The 14,974-nt window shown below is 71.8% G+C and carries 14 protein-coding genes; 3 read left to right on the plus strand and 11 right to left on the minus strand.

Going from position 1 to position 14,974, the window contains the following annotated elements; genetic code table 11:
- Positions 1-25: 25 nt before the first annotated feature.
- The 4 genes from AAH991_RS18710 to AAH991_RS18725 form a co-directional block, all read right to left on the minus strand.
- A complete protein-coding gene (locus AAH991_RS18710) occupies positions 26-802 on the minus strand; it encodes an SDR family oxidoreductase (RefSeq protein WP_346227132.1) in 777 nt (258 codons plus the stop codon).
- On the minus strand, positions 802-1,971 hold the full coding sequence (locus tag AAH991_RS18715) for a hypothetical protein (protein WP_346227133.1): 1,170 nt from the start codon (positions 1,969-1,971) through the stop codon (positions 802-804). Before AAH991_RS18715 ends, AAH991_RS18710 begins: the two co-directional genes overlap by 1 nt.
- A 94-nt stretch (positions 1,972-2,065) precedes the next feature.
- Positions 2,066-2,539, minus strand: a complete 474-nt coding sequence (locus AAH991_RS18720; protein ID WP_346227134.1) for a nuclear transport factor 2 family protein — start codon at positions 2,537-2,539, stop codon at positions 2,066-2,068.
- A gap of 77 nt (positions 2,540-2,616) precedes the next feature.
- Positions 2,617-3,501 carry a TIGR03619 family F420-dependent LLM class oxidoreductase gene (locus AAH991_RS18725; protein WP_346227135.1) on the minus strand — a complete coding sequence of 295 codons (885 nt, stop codon included), beginning with the start codon at positions 3,499-3,501 and terminating at the stop codon, positions 2,617-2,619.
- Between the two features lie 181 nt (positions 3,502-3,682).
- On the opposite strand from AAH991_RS18725, the gene AAH991_RS18730 reads away from it, so the two are divergent.
- Positions 3,683-4,495, plus strand: a complete 813-nt coding sequence (locus AAH991_RS18730) for an SAM-dependent methyltransferase (protein ID WP_346227136.1) — start codon at positions 3,683-3,685, stop codon at positions 4,493-4,495.
- 21 nt (positions 4,496-4,516) lie between these two features.
- Here AAH991_RS18730 and AAH991_RS18735 read toward each other — a convergent pair whose 3' ends face one another.
- Entirely contained in the window at positions 4,517-6,367 is a 1,851-nt protein-coding gene (locus AAH991_RS18735; protein WP_346227137.1) for a CheR family methyltransferase, read from the minus strand.
- 9 nt (positions 6,368-6,376) lie between these two features.
- A complete protein-coding gene (locus AAH991_RS18740; RefSeq protein WP_346227138.1) occupies positions 6,377-7,402 on the minus strand; it encodes a chemotaxis protein CheB in 1,026 nt (341 codons plus the stop codon).
- Between the two features lie 107 nt (positions 7,403-7,509).
- On the opposite strand from AAH991_RS18740, the gene AAH991_RS18745 reads away from it, so the two are divergent.
- Complete coding sequence (locus AAH991_RS18745) at positions 7,510-8,199, plus strand: STAS domain-containing protein (RefSeq protein ID WP_346227139.1); 690 nt, start codon at positions 7,510-7,512, stop codon at positions 8,197-8,199.
- 85 nt (positions 8,200-8,284) lie between these two features.
- Here the strand turns inward: AAH991_RS18745 and AAH991_RS18750 are convergent, their stop codons facing one another.
- The 3 genes from AAH991_RS18750 to AAH991_RS18760 form a co-directional block, all read right to left on the minus strand.
- Complete coding sequence (locus AAH991_RS18750; protein WP_346227140.1) at positions 8,285-9,532, minus strand: ROK family transcriptional regulator; 1,248 nt, start codon at positions 9,530-9,532, stop codon at positions 8,285-8,287.
- A 789-nt stretch (positions 9,533-10,321) separates the two neighbouring features.
- A complete protein-coding gene (locus AAH991_RS18755) occupies positions 10,322-10,756 on the minus strand; it encodes a hypothetical protein (protein ID WP_346227141.1) in 435 nt (144 codons plus the stop codon).
- Between the two features lie 208 nt (positions 10,757-10,964).
- Positions 10,965-11,372 (minus strand): YchJ family protein, encoded by a 408-nt coding sequence (locus tag AAH991_RS18760; protein WP_346227142.1) that lies wholly within the window; start codon positions 11,370-11,372, stop codon positions 10,965-10,967.
- 372 nt (positions 11,373-11,744) lie between these two features.
- Between AAH991_RS18760 and AAH991_RS18765 the strand changes: the two genes are divergently transcribed.
- Positions 11,745-13,481 carry a carbohydrate binding domain-containing protein gene (locus tag AAH991_RS18765; RefSeq protein WP_346227143.1) on the plus strand — a complete coding sequence of 579 codons (1,737 nt, stop codon included), beginning with the start codon at positions 11,745-11,747 and terminating at the stop codon, positions 13,479-13,481.
- 154 nt (positions 13,482-13,635) lie between these two features.
- Here AAH991_RS18765 and AAH991_RS18770 read toward each other — a convergent pair whose 3' ends face one another.
- Both AAH991_RS18770 and AAH991_RS18775 read right to left on the minus strand, forming a co-directional pair.
- On the minus strand, positions 13,636-14,118 hold the full coding sequence (locus AAH991_RS18770; RefSeq protein ID WP_346227144.1) for a hypothetical protein: 483 nt from the start codon (positions 14,116-14,118) through the stop codon (positions 13,636-13,638).
- A 300-nt stretch (positions 14,119-14,418) separates the two neighbouring features.
- Entirely contained in the window at positions 14,419-14,889 is a 471-nt protein-coding gene (locus AAH991_RS18775; RefSeq protein ID WP_346227145.1) for a lamin tail domain-containing protein, read from the minus strand.
- Positions 14,890-14,974 lie beyond the last annotated feature (85 nt).

Genomic DNA, 14,974 nt, shown 5'->3' on the forward strand with positions numbered 1-14,974 from the left:
GCCTCCACATGCTGATGGAAACCGCTCAGTGGTGCCATTCGCCGCAGTTGACGTCGAGACACTGGCCGGTGACCGCCCGCGCGAGCGGGGACAGCAGGAACACCGCGGCGTCGGCGATCTCGTCGGGCTCGGGCAGCCTGCGCAGGTCGAGCGTGGCCGCGGTCTCGTCGTACACCTGCCGCACGGGGACGCCGCGCCGCCGGGCCAGGGCCTCGAAGTAGCGCTTCAGGTTGTCCGCCCAGATGTAGCCGGGCGCGACGCTGTTGACCCGCACCCCGCGCGGCCCGAGCTCGGTCGCCAGGCTCTGGGCGAGGGCGAGCAGGCTCGCCTTGGCCATCTTGTACACCCCGAACGTGCGCCGCGAGTGCCGCAGCACCGCCGAGTTGACCATCACGACCGAGCCCGCCCGCTCGGCGAGCGCCGGCGCGAACAGCTGGGTGAGCCGCAACGCGGCGAGCACGTTGGTCTCGAAGGCGGCGCGCACCGCGCCGAGGTCCACGTCGACGAGGTCGGTCATCGGCGGCATCGCGAAGGCGTTGTTGACCAGGCCGTCGACCCGCCCGCAACTCTCCAGCGCCGTCGCGAGCAGCCGCCGCCGCGACGCTTCGTCGGTCACGTCGGCCGGCACCGGCACCGCGCGGCGGCCGAGCCGCGCGACCTCCTCCGCCACCGCGGCCAGCCGCTCCTCGCCGCGGGCGGCCAGCACCACGTCGGCCCCGGCCGCCGCGCACCCAAGCGCGAGGCCGCGCCCCAGCCCGGGCCCGACCCCCGAGATCACGACGACCCGGCCCTCCAGCGGCATCAGCCCAGCATCCTTCGGGCGACCGCGGCCTGCCGCGCGGCGATCCGGGCCGCCCACTCCCCCGGGCTCACCCGCTGCCGGTCGTGGTAGGGCAGCCGGGACGGCAGGTCCTCGAACCGCATGACCTCCACTTCCGGGCCGTCCCCGGGCCCGAGCGGGCGGGTCAGCCGCTGCCAGCGGATCTGCAGGTAGCCGCGGCGGTGCCCGGTGCGTTCGAGCCAGTTGGCCAGCCCGGGGTCGCGCTCGGCGATCACGTAGCGGATCTTGCCGTCGGGGTCGTGGCGGGCCTGGTCGGCGGTGAGGCTGGTCTGGTGGTTGACGTAGTCCAGCGAGACGTACCACATGCTGCCGAGCTGGAAGCCCTGGTAGGGCGCGACGTCACGGCCCGCGGCGGGCACGGTGACGACCATGACGCGGTCGTCGTCGAGGTCGTAGTGGCCGACCGAGGAGTACTGCGTCGCGAGGCCGCCCGGGGTGGGCCGGGGCTCGGTCATCGTGTTGACCGGCAGCGTGAGGTAGTGCCGCTCCGGGAACGCGAGGAACGTCCGCAGCCGGCCCAGCAGCATCCTCGCGGCCACCTCGTAGCGTTTCGCGATCCTGTCCACGGCCGGGGGCGGGGGCGCCGACCCGAGCGTGTCGGCGCGGTGGACGCGGATCTCGCCGGGCCGCTCGGCGTCCCAGTCGGAGAAGACCTCGCGCACGATCAGCATCGCCGCGCCGGGCCCCAGCGTGTGGCGCGCCCCCGTGCCGGCCGGGCCGAAGCGCAGCTCGTACGACCCGTCCGGGGCGATCTCGATGTCGCGGTCGTCGAAGGCGGTGAGGCTGCCGGGCGACCGCGCGGGCGAGTAGTCGCCGTCGAGCACCTGGAAGCTCAGGTCCGCGGTCGTCCCCCGGCGGCCCGTGACCACGTATTCGGCGTCGTCGCGGATGTAGGCGTGGAAGTAGAGCGTGTCGGGGTTGTCCAGGCCGAGCTTGGCGTACGGACCGGTGGAGGCGGCGAAGAAGGGGAAGTCGCGATCGTAGGCCCACGTCATGTGCAACGCCGCCTTGATGCCGCCCGCCAGGTAGTCCAGGCCCTCGGCCAGGTCCTGCTCGGTCCGTACGTGCCGGGCGGAGCGGATGATCTTCTCGGCCTCCGCGATCGCCAGGGCGAACGGTTCCGTGGCCATCGGACTCCCTCCGCCGCGCGGCGCTGACGATGACCTTGCTCATCGTGAGAGTAGAACTCGTTCTAGGCACGGTCAACGGCGGGGCCGGAAGGAGTCAGGACGCCGCCCAGCGGTTCGCCGTGAACCGCAGGCCGGGCAGGTCGTCGAGGGAGACCGTGTACTCGTACGTCCGGCGGTATCCGGTGCCGCTGATCCGCCAGCGCCCGTCGGAGCAGCGCCGGTAGGTGTCCTCGTAGTAGGCGGATCCGCGGATCATCAGGCGGTGGCGCGGGATGATCACGGTGTCGTCGAGGCACCAGGTGCCGCTCGCGTCGTCGCCGTCGATCTCGATCTCGGGGTGACCGGCGAGGTGCGTCGTGATCACCTCGGGCCCGAGCCTGGCGCGCATGTAGCCCACGATGGCCTCGCGCCCGGCGAACCGCAGCGGGTCGCCGGCGACCGGGTTGTCGTAGGCCGCCACGGCGTCGCCGGTGAGCGTGTCGGCGAAGCCGTCCCAGTGCTTGAGGTCCAGGCAGCGCAGGTAGCGGTACTTGGTCCGGCGGATCTCCTCCAGCGCGATCAGGTCCATGCGCCCCAGCATGCGCGAGCGCGGAACGGCTGACAAGAACGCGTTCTAGCCTCGCTGCCCGCCGCGCGGCACGGGTCTCACGGCAGCCCGCCGACCTTGGCGATCACCTTCTCGGCGAAGCGCTCCAGGTGCTCGATCTTCCGGCTCAGCGGCTCGGTGTCGGGCCCCTTCACGTACGGCCTGCGGAAGCCGACGATCACGTCGGTGACGCCCTTGTCGGCCAGTCGCTTCACGCCGTCGGCGCTGTAGGCGTCCGGGGAGATCACGTGGATCTCGAAGGGCCGGCCGGCGGTGCCCTCCTCGGCGCGCAGCGCGGCGAGCCTGGCGAGCAGCGCGTCCAGTTCGGCGGGGTCGCCCCCGCCGTGCATCCAGCCGTCCCCCAGCCTGGCCGCGCGGCGCAGCGCCCCCTCGCTGTGCCCGCCCACCAGGATCGGGATCGGCTCGGCCGGAACCGGGGACATCTTGACCGCCGGCAGGTCGTAGAACTCGCCGTGGTACTCGAAGTAGCCGCCGCGCGTCAGGCCGCGGACGATCTCGACGGCCTCGTCCATGCGCCTGCCCCGCCGCGCCCACGGCACGCCCATCGCGGCGTAGTCCTCCGGCCACGGACTGAGCCCGACACCGAGGGCGAGGCGGCCGCCGGTGAGCCAGGCGGCGGAGGCGGCCTGCTTGGCCACCAGCACCGGCGGGCGCACCGTGAGCTTGAGGACGAACGGCGTGAACCGGATCGCCGAGGTCACCGCCCCCATGGCGGCGATCAGGACGAACGTCTCGATGAAGCTCTTGTCCTCCAGGAACTCCCGGTCCCCGTCCGCCGTGTACGGGTACCTCGCGTCCGACTCGCGGGGATAGACCAGGGAGTCGGCCACGGTCATGCTCGCGTACCCCGCCGCCTCCGCGGCCCGGGCGAGCGGCAGGTAGTACGACGGGTCGGTCATGGCCTCGGCATAGGTGAAACGCATACCCCGGAGCGTACGAGAACTTGTTCTATTTCTGTGAATCCCCGGCGGGGCCGCGGCCGGCTCGTACGAGGACATCCGACATTGCCGATTGTCGGATCGGGCGGTCAAAACCGGCGATCGTGTCTTTAGGATGGTCGTCGTCGCGTGCCGCGTACCGGACCCGAGCAGTGGAGGGCAGAGCGTGCACGAGGAGGAGACTCCCGCGTGGGTGGTGGACCCCGGCACGCCGAGCGTGGCCCGGATGTACGACTACTACCTGGGCGGCAAGGACAACTTCGCGGCCGACCGCGAGGCGGCGGAGAAGATCATTTCGATCCTGCCCAACGCCCGTGAGGTCGCCCGGACCAACCGCGCCTTCCTCGTGCGGGCCGTACGGCACCTGGCGCGCTCGGGCGTCCGGCAGTTCCTCGACATCGGCACCGGGCTGCCGACGCAGGAAAACGTCCACCAGGTCGCGCAGGCCGAGGCGGCGCAGTCACGGGTCGTCTACGTCGACAACGACCCGATCGTGCTCGCCCACGCGCGCGCCCTGCTCGCCGACAACCCCAGGTCCGTCGTGGTCGAGGGGGACCTGCGCGAGCCGGAGTCCGTCCTCGGCCACCCCGAGGTCCTCGCCCACCTCGACCTCACCCGGCCGGTCGCGTTGATCATGCTCGCCGTCCTCCACTTCGTGACCGACGACGTGGAGGCGGCGCGCGTCGTCGACGCGTTCCGCAAGCCGCTCGTCCCGGGCAGTCACCTGGTGCTCTCCCACATCACCCACGGCGACCTGGACGAGGACGCGGTCAGGCGGGGCCGTGACGTCTACACCGCGACCACCGCGGGCGGCATCGTGCCCCGCACCGCGGCCCGGGTCCGGGGCTTCTTCGACGGCCTCGACGTGCTGGAGCCCGGCGTGGTGCCGCTGCACCTGTGGCGGCCCGATCCCGCGCAGCGCCGCTGGGACGGCATGCCCGGAGGCGCCATCATCGGCGGGGTCGGTCTCGTCACGTGAGGCGGCCGCGAACCCGGAGCCTCACTCCCCCCTGCTCATGACCAGGATCAGCCCCTGGACCGACGCGTCGTCCTCGTGGAGCGGCGCCAGCGTGACCGCGAGCCGGACGGGACGGCCCCTGCGGTTGACGGCCTCGACGCTCACCGGGTCCCCCTGGCCGTCCGCGGCCGCCGCGCCGTCCAGCACGCGCCGCGCCACGGGCAGCAGCGGGCCGAGGGGCAGGCCGATGTCGAGTGAGGGCAGGTCGCGGCCGTCGGCCTCGTCGGCGCGCAGCCCCCACAGCTCCTCCGCCCCCGGGCTCCACAGCAGCACCCGCAGGTCACGGTCGACGACGACGACCACGTCGCCGAGCGAGCGCACCACGGAGGCGACGAACTGGTTGGCCCGGTCGAGCTCCCGCGTCCGGACGTTGAGCGTCTCGTTGATCTGCTGGAGCTCGTCGTTGCTGGACTGGAGCTCCTCGTTCATCGTCTCCAGCTCCTCGTTCGTCGACTGGAGCTCCTCGTTGGTGGTCTCCAGCTCCTCGTTCGTCGACTGGAGCTCCTCGTTGGTGGTCTCCAGCTCCTCGTTGAGCGACTGCAGCTCCTCGTACGCGTGCTCGAGCTCCTTGTTGGCCTGCTCCAGTTCGTCGCGAAGCCGGCGATAGCGGGTGACGTCGTGGAAGTTGATCGTGACTCCGACGAGCTCGCCGGTCCTGTCCATGAGCGGGACGACGGCGACGTCGAAGACGCCCGGCTCCTTCGCTCCGGGGCGCTGCCAGATGACGTCGTGCAGCTCGACCGTGCGCAGGTCCAGCTCGGCCTGCTCGATCAGCGACCGCAGCTCGACGGGCCGGTAGGACACCTCGAGATCCTGGAACGGGCTGCCCACGTCGCGGGCCTGCAGGCCGAACATGACCTCGGCACGGGTGTTGAGCAGGGCGAGCCTGCCCGCCGCGTCGAGCGTGAGCTGGGCGACGGGACCGGAGGCGAGAGCCGCGCCCTGCAGCCGCGGAAGACGCGTGTTCTCCTCCGGCTGGGCCGCCGGGGAGTTCCAGCCGATGCGCGTCCCGCTCACAGGCTGGGGGATCTTCCTGAACAGGCGCATGCGCAGGTCCACCGGCTCGAACTTGTCGCTGTGGTTCAGCAGCATCTCCGCCTTGCCCAGGAAGAGGTAGCCGGGGTCGGCGAGGGCGAAGTGGAACTTGCGGACGATGTTCTGCTGGGTTTCCGCGTTGAAGTACATCAGGGTGTTGCGGGCGAGCAGCAGGTCGACGCGGGAGATCGGGGCGTCCTTGGTGAGGTCGTTGCGGCCGAAGATGAGCTGGCGGCGCAGGTCCCGGCGGAACGCCAAGCCCGTTCCCGTCGGCTCGAAGTACTTGTCCCGCAGCTCGGGCGGCATGTCGGCGACCTTGCGCCCGTCGTAGACCGCCGTACGGGCCACCTGCAGGGCCCTGTCGTCCAGGTCGGTGCCGTAGATCTTGACCCGTTCCTGGAACTCGTCCGGCCCCAGTTCCTCCGCCAGGGCGATGGCGAGGCTGTAGGCCTCCTCCCCGGTGGCGCAGCCCGCGCTCCAGGCCCGGATCGGCCGGCCGCCGCCCTTGGCCGCGAGGACGGCGCGGATGGCCCTGTGCCGCAGGACCTGCCAGGCCTGCGGGTCCCGGAAGAACCCGGTGACGTTGATGAGCAGGCTGTCGAAGAGGACCGCGAACTCGCCCGGCTCCAGCTCCAGGTAGTCGCGGTACTCCCCCGTCGTCTCGAGCTTGAGCGCCTCCAGCCGCCGCGCGATCCTGCGCTGCAGCGTGCTGCGCTTGTACCCGGTGAAGTCGAACCCCCGGGTCTCCTTGAGCATCAGCAGGAGGTCGTCGAACTCGCGTTCCTCGCTGGTGACCATGGGTCCACGCTATCGCCGCTCGTCGCCGTGGGTGACCGGGGCGGGTGCTTCCCGGCCGAGCTGACTCTGCAGGTGGCGCAGGGTGTCCAGGGCGTCCCGATCCCGCGCCGTCTGCTGCCGCAGACGCCGGACCGTCAGAACCTGCCCGCGCTCCTCGGCGTTGCCCAGCATCCGCGTCAGGAGCCGCAACCGTTCCTCGATCCGCAGGATCGCCACCCAGAAGGCGCGCTCCACGGCCTCCGACTGCCCGTCGACCATGCTCTCCATCGACCAGGCGTGACCCACCATGCACTGGTAGTGCCCGTTGGGGGGCGCGTCCACCTCGTACAACGGCCCGTTGCAGTCGGGGCAGGTGAAAGCGCTCAACCGCCCGGGAGGCGGGTCCGGCGGGCGTGCCGAGAAGAACGCCGCCAGCTCGTGCCGGAGCTTCCGGTCCACCGCGACCTCCCCGACGGCCCGCGTTCCCTCGCATTCCCGCACGATCCACTCCGCGATGCCGCGTAAGGAGGACACCGCCGGCCGCCTCGTCGCGGCGATGGCCGCGCGCGGCATGCCGTCGAACGGGCTCTCCTCGGGGTCCTGCACGGCCACCAGCCCGCCGCGGCGCTCCACCTCGGCGCACCCCCGTGCCCCGTCGTCGAGGGTGCCGCTCAGGATGACGGCGAGGGTCCGCGGGCCCGCGAAGGCGGCCGCGCTGAGGAACAGCGGATCGGCGGCCGGGCGGTGCCCGTTGTGCCGGGGCCCCCGCGACAGCCGGACGGCATCGTCGTTGACGAGCAGATGGAGGTCGGGAGGGGCCACGTACACGCGCCCGTGCCGCAGCGGCTCGCCGTCCTGCGCCGCGGCCGCCTTCAGCGGTCCGGCGCGGTCGAGGATTCCCGGCAGGGCGCTGCCCGCACGTGGCGAGATGTGGAGGACGACCAGGATGGAGGCGGGCAGACCGGCGGGAAGGCCGCCGAGCAGCGTCCGCAGGGCCTCGATGCCTCCCGCGGACGCGGCGACGACCACGACGTCCCGCTGGACGAGCGCATCCATATCCGCCCCATATCCTGGAACTGCCGGAGTCATGCGGAGCGCTCGGAAAAGAAATTCGATCGCCCGGTGCCCGTCTCCCCGCCGCAGGCGGGGTAAGGAGGTCACCCATGAATCTGTGGGTGAAGGTGACACAGCGCGAGTCGGACTCCGCCGTCGTGAGCGTCAGCGGAGAGATGGACCTCGCCAGCTGTCCGAGGCTCGAAGGAATCGTCACGGGGCTGATCGGGGACGGCTGCGTGCACCTGGTGCTCGACGCGGTCCACCTGAAGTTCTGCGACCTCGCGGGGGTGCGCGCGCTCGAGCGCGTGCACATCGCCGCAGCCGAGGCCTCCGGAGGCCTCATCGTCTGGGCGAGCCGCCCGCTGGGCCGGCTGCTCGCTCTCCTGTGGCCGGAGGGACGGCCGGACCGTCCCGCCGTCGTACGCGCCGCGCCCATGGCGCCCCTGGATCGGCGGCTCGTGCTGCTGCCGGGCCGGGGCGAAGGACTCGGCCGGCCTTGGAGGATGGCGCCCGTACGCCCCGTGAGGGCGTTTCCCGGCGCGTCCGGGCAGGACGACCGGGAGGCGCTGCTGGAACGCTCGCGGCTGCTGCGCGAGCAGGCCCGCACGCACATGGCGACGATGCGGGAGAGGGCCGAGTCGATCTGCGTGGGCCTGGCGGACGCGCAGGAGCGTCTGGCGGCCCTTCACCACGCGCTCGCGGAGCGGCCGTGTTCCGGCCTGTCCTGCGACGGGGACTCCCACCTGGCGAAGGCGGATGATTTCCGCCGCCAGGCCGAGACCTTCGCCTGCCGCTGAGCCCTGCCGCTCAGCCCTGCCGCTCAGCCCTGCCGCTCAGCCCTGCCGCTCAGCCCTGCCGCTCAGCCCTGCCGGCGCGGTGCCGTCACAGCGCCAGCGCGCGCCTCCGGAGCGCCGCCTGGCCCGCAGCACGGCGGCGCATCTCCGCGAGCACCTCCAGAGGGCCGGCCAGGAGTCTGGAGAAGGCCAGCTCGGCGGCGCCGACCAGCGTGACGTCGTCTCCGAGCGCCGACACGCACAGCCGCACCCGCTCGCGGGAGATCAGCATGGCGTTCGTCTCCACCCTGCCGCGGACCTGCGCCTCCGAACCCGGGTACACGTCCCGCAGCATGCCCCCGAAGATCACCATCCCGGGGTTGAAGAGGTTGATCAGGTTCGCCACGCCGATGCCCAGCCAGTCGCCGACCCGGCGCAGCGCCTCCTGCGCCGCCGCGTCTCCGCCCGCGGCGGCCTCCACCACCGCGCGCACGCCCTCGCGCCCGCTCAGCTCGCCGGAACGGCCCGCGGCGTCGATCAGGGCGTGCTCGCCGACCTCGGCCTCCAGGCAGCCGCGCGAGCCGCACATGCAAGGCCGCCCGTTGTACGGGTTCACCATCATGTGCCCCAGCTCGCACCCGTAGCCGCCGTCGCCGTCCAGCAGCTTGCCGCCGACGATGATCCCGCCGCCCACGCCGACGTCGCCGTGCAGGTAGATCAGGTTGTCGTAGCCGCGGCCCACGCCTCGGTCGCGCTCGGCCAGCGCGCCCAGGTGGGCCTCGTTGCCGACGAGCACCGGCAGCCCGAGCCGGGCGCCGAGCTCGACGCCGAACGCCTGGTCCACCCACCCGATGTAGGGCCCGTACCGGACGGTGCCGTCGGCGGGCCGGATCATGCCGCAGTAGGCCGCGCCGACCCCGACGCACACCGAGCCCGGCCGGGCGCCGCGCCGCAGCTCGCGGCCGAATCCCGCGAGCACGCCGACGACGTCCTCCAGGTCCGCGCCCGCCCGGGGCCTGACCGCCTCCCGGCGGTCGAGGATCTCGCCGCCCAGCCCCACCCGGGCGGCGACCAGGCGGTCGACGCGGACGTCGAAGGCCAGCACGTGCGCCCGGTCGCGCTCGGGACGGACCACCAGCGACGGCCGGCCCGCCCTGCCGGTGTCCCCCGGCAACTCCTCGCCGACCAGGCCCGCCGCGGACAGCTCGGCGGTCAGCGCCATGATGGTGCTGCGGTTCAGGCCCATCCGGTCGGCCAGCTCCGAGCGGGACAGCGCGCCGGACAGGTGCACGTGCCGCAGCAGATCACCGAGGTTGCGCCGGCGAATCTCCTCTTGGGACCGACCGGCTTTCGACATGGTGCGCAATCCTGACGACTCGGGGTGATCCTCATTGACGGGCCGTGGACAGAGGAGGGGACGCGTTCGCCCTTCCCACTGTCGAGGTTACCAACGGAGGCGTCCGCGGCGGAGTCCCGCGTCCGGCGCGGGCACCCGGCCGCGCGCCGTCCGCGGACCCGTTCCCCCGCGCGCCGGGAGAGCCCGCCCGGTGCCGTGCCTTCACCTTCGGACCTGCCGCCGCTCCCGCCCGTGGCGACGCCTGCGCAGCCGCGGGCTGCCCGGGCGGACCGGCCGGATCGCCCGTGTACGGCACGCCCAGCGCCTGCACGATGTCGCACCCGCGGTTACCCCTGCACATCGCGTTCTGGACGCCGGTCCCCCCGTTCGCGACGTTGATGGAGACCTGCTGCGTGCCGCGACTGGTGGTGGTGGTAGAGGCGGTGAGCCCGGGCCGGGCGGCGGCCCGCTCGACCGGCGTGGTCCGGAGCCCGGGCTCCTGCCGTCGAGGCGTCTCCCGCCCATGGCTGCGCGTGTCCCCGGCGGCGGGGCCGGCGGCGGCCAGCACCGCCGCGACCGACGCGCAGGCGAGGAGACCGAAACCGATCTTCTTCGAAGCCGTCCTGACGTACCACCGACACTTCATCGCGCGCTCCCGTGCTTTGGGCGGCCCTTTTCGCCCAGGCCGCCCCCAGGCTAGTCACGCGCCGGTTTTCCGCGCCCGGCGCGCGCGATGTCTTACGGCATCGTTGCCATATCAGTCAGCACGACTCTCCCATTCGTGGAATTTCCGGGCCCGCGTATCCCCGATCACCAGCCGTTGGAGGTGATGGGCATGTTCTGCCAGACCTTGCAGAGCCTCGGGCCCGGGCCGCAGAAGGCGCCCTGCGTGCTGATGCGCCCGCCGTTCGTGATGCCGGTCTGCTGCTGGCCGATCATGAAGGTCGGGGCGAACACGCCGTTGAGGTTCTGGTTGAACTTGCCGTTGCCCGAATTCGCCTGCCGGGCCCTGGCCGACCCGCCGGACGCCACCTGCTCCCCGCCGCCACCGCCGTGACCGGTGACGACGTTCGCCGCAGCACGACGCGCGGAATGCGCGGCCGCGCTCGTGGCCGCGCTCGCGGCCGTGCTCGACTCCTGGGTCACGGCGGTCCACGCGATCGTGGCCGCGAGCGTGGCCAGCGTCAGGCGGCGGGCCGTCACGGCCCGGAGCGGCCGCGAGCGGAACGTACAGCGGCGAGACATCGTGGAACGCACCTACCTACCAAGGCCATCCGGCGTGGGCTTTCGTCGCGGAAATGAGCAACGCCGACCTCATACCCCGCGTCACGGCCTCGGCCCCGCTCATGCCGAGCGCGGCATGGATGATGACGCTTTTTTTGTCGCTATGCCTTTAGACCCCGACATTCGACGCTTATACCGCTATTCAGATAAATGTCCGGCCTGGTGGGATTCATTCGCCGACGGCGTCGAGATAGACCCAGGCGCCTTCGTGCCGGACGAAGCGGCTCTGCTCGCGCATCTCGCCGGGCCGTCCCCGGTAGACGTAGTGGGCGCGGAAGGTGACGGTGCCCTCCGTGTGGATCGGGCTCCCGCCGGTGACCGCCTCGATCTCCAACTCGGTCCAGCGCATGCCCCGCTCGAACTGGACCCGCGCCGGGCGGGTGGCGGGATGCCAGGTCCGCAGCAGGTACACCTCGTCCTCGACGGCGAACGCGCAGAAGCGCGAGCGCATCAGCGCCTCGGCCGTCGGCGCGTCACGTCCCGCGAGGTACCGGCCGCAGCACTCGCCGTAGGCGGCCTGCAGACCACAGGGACAGGGCTCGCCGGCGCGCTGCGCGCGGCGGGAAGCAGGGCTCACCCCGCGAGGCTATCGCCCCCGGCCACCGGCCACGCGCCCCGGACCACCACGCGATACATTGCCGGAAAAATTCTGAAAGTTGCTGCAATCTCTTGCACAAGGGGTGCCCGCTAAGTAACTTCCAGGCAACACCTCGGAAACCCGACGGAGGCCCCGATGGTGTGCCCGTCTCCCCGCGGCGCGAGGGCGCCGCCCCCGCCTCGTCCGTGTTCCGGCCGCGCGGCGCCGATCGTTCGTGCCGCCGGGAAACCACCCCGCGCGTCCGCGGCACCGCGTGCGCCTCTCACAGGCGTGCGCACGAGGCGGGCCGGGTGTCGGCTCCACCCGGCCCGCGTTCAAGGGATCCCGATCCGATGTCCTGGAGACCCCTCTATGCGACTGTACAAAGCGATCGTCGCGGGCGCGCTGTCCGCGACCGTGACGGCCGGCACCGCGGTGACGCTGCCCGCGCTCACCGACACCGCCGCCGGCGCCGCGACCGGCCCCGGCGTGACCGCGAACCTGTGGCACTGGAACTGGAAGTCGGTGGCCAGGGAATGCACCGACGTCCTGGGCCCGGCCGGGTACGGCTCGGTGCAGGTGTCCCCGCCCGCCGACTCCATGTCCAAGGGCGGCTCGGTGTGGTGGGACGTCTACCAGCCCGCCCGCTACGTCCTCACCGGCAAGTTCGGCGACGAGACCGCGTTCGGGAACATGGTCGCCGCCTGCCACGCCGCAGGGGTGAAGGTGCAGGTGGACACCGTCATCAATCACATGACCGGGCAGGGCGCCACCAGCTACGGCGGCTACTCCTTCAGCAAGTACGACTACCCCGGCCTGTACTCCTCCTGGGACTTCCACTCCCCCACCTGCGGCATCGACGACGCCGACTACGGCAACAACGCCTGGCGGGTGCAGAACTGCGAGCTCGTCGGCCTGTCCGACCTGAACACCGGCTCCGACTACGTGCGCGGCCAGATCGCCGCGTACATGAACAGGCTCACCGACCTCGGCGTGGACGGCTTCCGCATCGACGCCGCCAAGCACATCGGCCCCGACGACCTCGCGGCGATCAGGTCCAGGCTGAGGGGCTCGCCGTACATCCACCAGGAGGTCGTCCAGGGCGCGAACGAGGCGGTCCAGCCGAGCCAGTACACCGGCATCGGCGACGTGGACGAGTTCGTCTACGGCCGCAAGCTCAAGGAACAGTTCACCGGCCAGATCAAGTGGCTGCGAACCTTCGGCCAGAGCTGGGGCCTGTCGGTGGGCGACGACAAGGCGGTGGTCTTCGTCGACAACCACGACACCGAGCGCAACGGTTCCACCCTCGACTACAAGTACGGCGCCGCCTACAAGCTGGCCAACGTCTTCATGCTGGCCTGGCCGTACGGCAAGCCCAGCGTCTACTCCTCGTTCACCTGGAGCGACGGCGAGGCCGGCCCGCCGTCGGCGAACGGCGGGTTCGTCACCGACACCGACTGCTCCGGCGGCCGGTGGACCTGCTTCGACCGCGAGATGACGGGCATGGTCGGCTTCCACAACACGGTCGCCGGCACCCCCGTGGCGAACTGGACCGACAACGGGGGCAACCTCATCGCCTTCAGCCGTGGGAACAGGGGCTGGGTGGCGATCAACAACGAGAGCGGCGGCGTCACCCGCACCTTCACCACCGGCCTGCCGGCCGGGACGTACGCCAACGTCGCGGGCGGCGGCTCGGTGACGGTGGACGCCGCGGGGACGGCGACGGTGACCGTCCCGGGCAGGAGCGCCGTCGCCATCCGCGTCGGCGCCCAGGCCTCGCCCACGGTGACGCCCACGGTGACGCCCACGGTGACGCCGACGGGCGGCAACACCGCCACCGTCTACTACTCCACGGGCTGGAACCCGGCCTACATCCACTACGGCGTCAACGGCGCCTGGACCACCGTCCCCGGCGCGGCCATGGACGCCGCCTGCGCCGGCTGGAGGAAGAAGACCGTGAACCTCGGCACGGCCACCGCCTTCCAGGTCACCTTCAACAACGGCTCGGGTTCCTGGGACAACAACAGCGGCAGGGACTACACCCTCGGCGCCGGCACCAGCACCGTGAGGAACGGGGTGGTCACCGGCAACGCGGCCAACCCCTGCTAGATCCCGCCGGCGCGTCCCTGCCGAGCCAGGGCCGGGACGCCGCCCGCCCGGAGGCCGGGCGGCGAGGCCCCGGCGTCGGCGATCCCGGTGGACCGCCCGCCGGAGACCTCTCCGTCCGGTCATGGTGCACGCCGTCGCCGGCGCGATCCGGCGCTCAGTTGTAGGGGTTGTCGTAGGTGCCGGTGCTCTTCGTCCGCGTCTGGTACTGGCCGTTGCTGCCGAACCACCCGCCGGTCACGTCGAAGCGGACGTTGCGGACGGTGCCGCCGAAGTTCACCTCGGCGCTGTACAGGTAGGCCTGCTGGCACCCGGGCATCGACGTCGGGCCGATCTGGGTCGGCCAGGCCGTGCTCGTGCCGTTGACGTTGATCGTGAAGTAGGGCTGCGGGTAGGCGTGCTGCCAGCACAGGCGCAGCGAGTAGCGGTACTTCGTGTTCCCGTCGTCGAACGCCACCGTGCCGTCCAGGAGGGCCAGCTGCGTCGCGTTGCCGTCGTTGCTCACCAGCTGCAGGTAGACCGGCTGGTCCGGGCCGTACGCCGCGTGCGCGGGGGTGAGCGGCAGGAGCGCGGCGGCCATCGCCCCGATGGCCATGGCGAACGACGCCGTGAGGCGACGTCCTGTCGAGCGTGCGGTCAATTCACACCTCATCCGTTGCAGGAGTGCGAGTGCCCGGAGGCTATGGCGGCGGCCGGGGACCGATCCAGCGGGGCGATCGCGGGGGGCGGATCCGGTCCGGCGTTAACGCGGCGCACGGGAGGACCTTGGCGGCGCCGCTCCACGACGACCAGGACGGGGACGGCGGCGAGGCCGGTCGAAATCCCGGCGGGGCCGCTGAATGTTTCATGCCGCGTGAGGCGCCGGGGACGATTCCCGCGAGGATCACGAAGACGGCCCCCGGCGGCACTGCGCCGGGGCCGGTCGCGGGTCCGGCCGAGGTCAGCAGATCGTGTAGTCGTGCCGCGACGAGTTGTAGGAGCAGGAGTCGACCAGCGCGCCGGAGGCGTTCCGGAGGTACGCCGTGTCCGCGGTCTGGTTCCAGATGTAGGCGAAGGTTCCCCCGCTCCTGCCCCAGTGGAGGGTGGTCGCGGTGTTCTTCCCCCTGCCGGTGCGCAGGGTGACCGTCTTCCCGGCGCCGAGGGTGAACCTGCCGAACGTGTAGACGTGGTCCGCTCGCTTCGTCCTGTCGCGGACGGTCCAGCCCTTGAGGCTCACGGCCTTCCTCGTCGTGTTCTTGATCTGCACGTACTCGCCGTTCAGGCTGCTGTTCGCGCCGAAGTCCGGCGAACCGGGCGAGTCGTAGTAGATCTTGGTGATCCGGACGGCCGGGCCCGCCGCGTAGGAGGGCTGGGAGACGGCCATCACGCCGGCGGCCACCACGGCGGCCGTCAGCAGGGATCGGGTACGCACGGAGTTACTCCTGGGATGGGGGAACACGATCGGAATCGATCATAATGATGACCTTTGATACCGATTGACCATCCCTGTATCGGTT

Source organism: Microbispora sp. ZYX-F-249 (assembly GCF_039649665.1).
In the GTDB taxonomy this organism is placed as follows: domain Bacteria; phylum Actinomycetota; class Actinomycetes; order Streptosporangiales; family Streptosporangiaceae; genus Microbispora; species Microbispora maris.

What these genes read in the sequence shown, in the direction of transcription:
- AAH991_RS18710 (WP_346227132.1), bottom strand. Translation starts at nt 802, where the DNA reads ATGCCGCTGGAGGGCCGGGTCGTCGTGATCTCGGGGGTCGGGCCCGGG.
- AAH991_RS18715 (WP_346227133.1), bottom strand. Translation starts at nt 1,971, where the DNA reads ATGGCCACGGAACCGTTCGCCCTGGCGATCGCGGAGGCCGAGAAGATC.
- AAH991_RS18720 (WP_346227134.1), bottom strand. Translation starts at nt 2,539, where the DNA reads ATGGACCTGATCGCGCTGGAGGAGATCCGCCGGACCAAGTACCGCTAC.
- AAH991_RS18725 (WP_346227135.1), bottom strand. Translation starts at nt 3,501, where the DNA reads ATGCGTTTCACCTATGCCGAGGCCATGACCGACCCGTCGTACTACCTG.
- AAH991_RS18735 (WP_346227137.1), bottom strand. Translation starts at nt 6,367, where the DNA reads ATGGTCACCAGCGAGGAACGCGAGTTCGACGACCTCCTGCTGATGCTC.
- AAH991_RS18740 (WP_346227138.1), bottom strand. Translation starts at nt 7,402, where the DNA reads ATGGATGCGCTCGTCCAGCGGGACGTCGTGGTCGTCGCCGCGTCCGCG.
- AAH991_RS18745 (WP_346227139.1), top strand. Translation starts at nt 7,510, where the DNA reads ATGAATCTGTGGGTGAAGGTGACACAGCGCGAGTCGGACTCCGCCGTC.
- AAH991_RS18750 (WP_346227140.1), bottom strand. Translation starts at nt 9,532, where the DNA reads ATGTCGAAAGCCGGTCGGTCCCAAGAGGAGATTCGCCGGCGCAACCTC.
- AAH991_RS18755 (WP_346227141.1), bottom strand. Translation starts at nt 10,756, where the DNA reads ATGTCTCGCCGCTGTACGTTCCGCTCGCGGCCGCTCCGGGCCGTGACG.
- AAH991_RS18765 (WP_346227143.1), top strand. Translation starts at nt 11,745, where the DNA reads ATGCGACTGTACAAAGCGATCGTCGCGGGCGCGCTGTCCGCGACCGTG.